The sequence below is a fragment of the Phyllobacterium sp. P5_D12 genome, assembly GCF_054049495.1.
Genome location: NZ_JBFUMG010000624.1, coordinates 1 through 2,449 on the forward strand (window position 1 = coordinate 1; position 2,449 = coordinate 2,449).

General features: G+C 55.2%; 1 protein-coding gene and 1 pseudogene. One reads left to right on the forward strand and one right to left on the reverse strand.

Features of this window, described 5'->3' with window-relative positions; genetic code table 11:
• A pseudogene (locus ACXJ5O_RS24385) lies at positions 1 to 978 on the reverse strand (glutamate synthase subunit alpha); the annotation flags it as partial.
• A 530-nt stretch (positions 979 to 1,508) separates the two neighbouring features.
• On the opposite strand from ACXJ5O_RS24385, the gene ACXJ5O_RS24390 reads away from it, so the two are divergent.
• Positions 1,509 to 2,449 (forward strand): threonine aldolase family protein (locus ACXJ5O_RS24390; RefSeq protein ID WP_457302160.1); only part of this gene is annotated, 941 nt, incomplete at its 3' end.

Below are 2,449 nucleotides of genomic sequence, written 5' to 3' on the forward strand. Positions count from 1 at the left end.
ACATGCTGTGTCCGACTGGCCTTCATAGGATATGGGCCAGAGCTTGGAAATATCATTGCCAAAGTACTCGCTGTCGACCGAAGCCTGCCGCGCCGCCATCCAGTTGACGTTGCCGCGCAGCGTGTTGATTTCGCCGTTATGCGCCACCATGCGATAAGGGTGCGCGAGCTTCCATGACGGAAACGTGTTCGTGGAAAACCGCTGATGCACCAGCGCCACCGCGCTTTCGAAACGCGGATCCTTCAGGTCCTTGTAATAGGCGCCGACCTGATAAGCGAGGAACATGCCCTTGTAGACGATCGTGCGCGCCGACATGGAAACGACGTAGAAATCGCTCTCCCTGCCGCCATTCTCCTGATAGATGCGGTTCGAAATCACCTTGCGCAGAACATAGAGGCGACCCTCGAAATCCTCGTTGGTTTCGATGTTGGGGTTACGGCCGATAAAGACCTGCCGGTGGAATGGCTCTGTCGCAGCAATGTGGGGTGCTTTGGACAAGGACGAGTTGTCGACGGGAACATCGCGGAATCCGATAAGCGACTGTCCTTCGGACGCGATAACTTCGGTGATCACCGCCTCGATATGCGCGCGCTCTTCAGGGTCCTGCGGCATGAATAGATAGCCGACGGCATAGTGGTTGACAGGAGGAAGCTCGACGCCTTTTTCGGCCCAGTCGGCACGGAAGAAGGCATCCGGGATCTGCACGAGCAGCCCGGCACCATCGCCCATCAAAGGATCCGCGCCCACAGCCCCGCGATGAGTGAGGTTTTCGAGCATGAAAAGCCCGTCTTCGATGACCTTGTGCGACTTCACGCCCTTCATATGCGCGATGAAGCCGACGCCGCAGGCATCATGTTCGTTGCGCGGGTCGTAAAGGCCTTGTCGGACAGGAAAACCTGACGATTTATTGGTTTTGACCGCACGATTCTGTACGGCCTGAGCGAGTTCAGTCGTTACAGATGGCGTCAAATCCGACATCGTCAATTCCTCCGTTTGGCGCCCTCGGCGGGCGGTAATTTCTCCTGCTGCGCCACGCGTCTCTTAGACGCGTAAAGGACGCAGCAGCATTTAAATTTTGCGGATAATCCTTTTCAAAAACCGTTTCGGTTTTTGGGATTATCCGCAGGAGACGGAATACCATAATTCCAGTCCCGCTTCATGCGGCATATCTTCCGGTACGGGTTGCGGTCACCATTATAAGGACGGAAGCACCTGCTCACCATCCTTGTTCTCAGTTCGCACAAATAGGACAGCAATGCTGTCTTATTATCGTATGCCAGAATTATTCCAAACAAACAAGATGGAAAAGCAAAAAAAATCTGCATCACACGAAATATCATTGCGCATAACGCTTCAAAAGTATGCCGTTAGTTTCAAAACGCGCGATTTCCCCTAAAAGTTGAAGGATAAACAGCCACTTCCACATCGAGAGCATCTCCCGCTCCCTTTTCACCAGCAGATGAAAGGCGTATGCGTTTGCGCGTCAGTGGAAAATCGTAAGGTCGATTATGCATTTTGCTTCCGATAATTGGGCCGGAGCCCACCCGAAGATTGCCGAGAGTTTGAGCAAACATGCGGATGGCTTTGCCGCCGCCTATGGCACAAGTGCTCTCGACAAAGCAGTCGCACAGACGTTCAACGAGATATTCGAGCGRGACGTTGCAGTTTTTTTTGTCGGCACCGGCACGGCAGCAAATTCACTGGCGCAGGCAGCTATCGCGAAGCCGGGTGGTGTGACGTTCGCTCATCGGGAGGCACACACGATCGCGGACGAAGGCGGAGCACCCGAATATCTGACCGGCGGTGCCAGGCTGCACCCGGTCGATGGGCCGCTCGGACGCATTGATGTAAACAATCTCAAAAAAGCGATGGCTGGATATAACAATGTCCGCACCGGCCAACCGATGGCAGTTTCCATAACACAACTGACCGAGAGCGGTACGCTTTACGAGCCCGGTGAAATCGCGGCGATATCGGCGGTTTGCCGCGAAAACCAGCTGCCACTGCATATGGATGGCGCGCGTTTTGCCAACGCACTGGTTTCGCTCGGCTGCTCCCCTGCGGACATGACTTGGCGGCAAGGTGTTGACATCCTCTCCTTCGGCGGCACGAAGAATGGCTGCTGGTGCGCCGAAGCCCTTGTCTTCATGGATCCGGCGCGCGCAGAGGCCTTTCCCTTTATTCGCCAGCGGGCTGCACAGCTCTTTTCGAAATCGCGCTTCATCGCGGTCCAGTTCGAAGCCTATTTCAAAGACGACCTATGGCAGGACTTGGCAAGGCACTCCAACAGCATGGCCCGGCGCATGGCTGACCACATTGCTGCATCAGGCAATGTTCGACTGGCCTGGGAGCCACACGGCAACGAGATTTTCGCGGTCATGGAAAAGACGACTGCAGCGAAGTTGCGCGATAACGGCGCACTCTTCTACGACCAGAACCCGCCCCACTC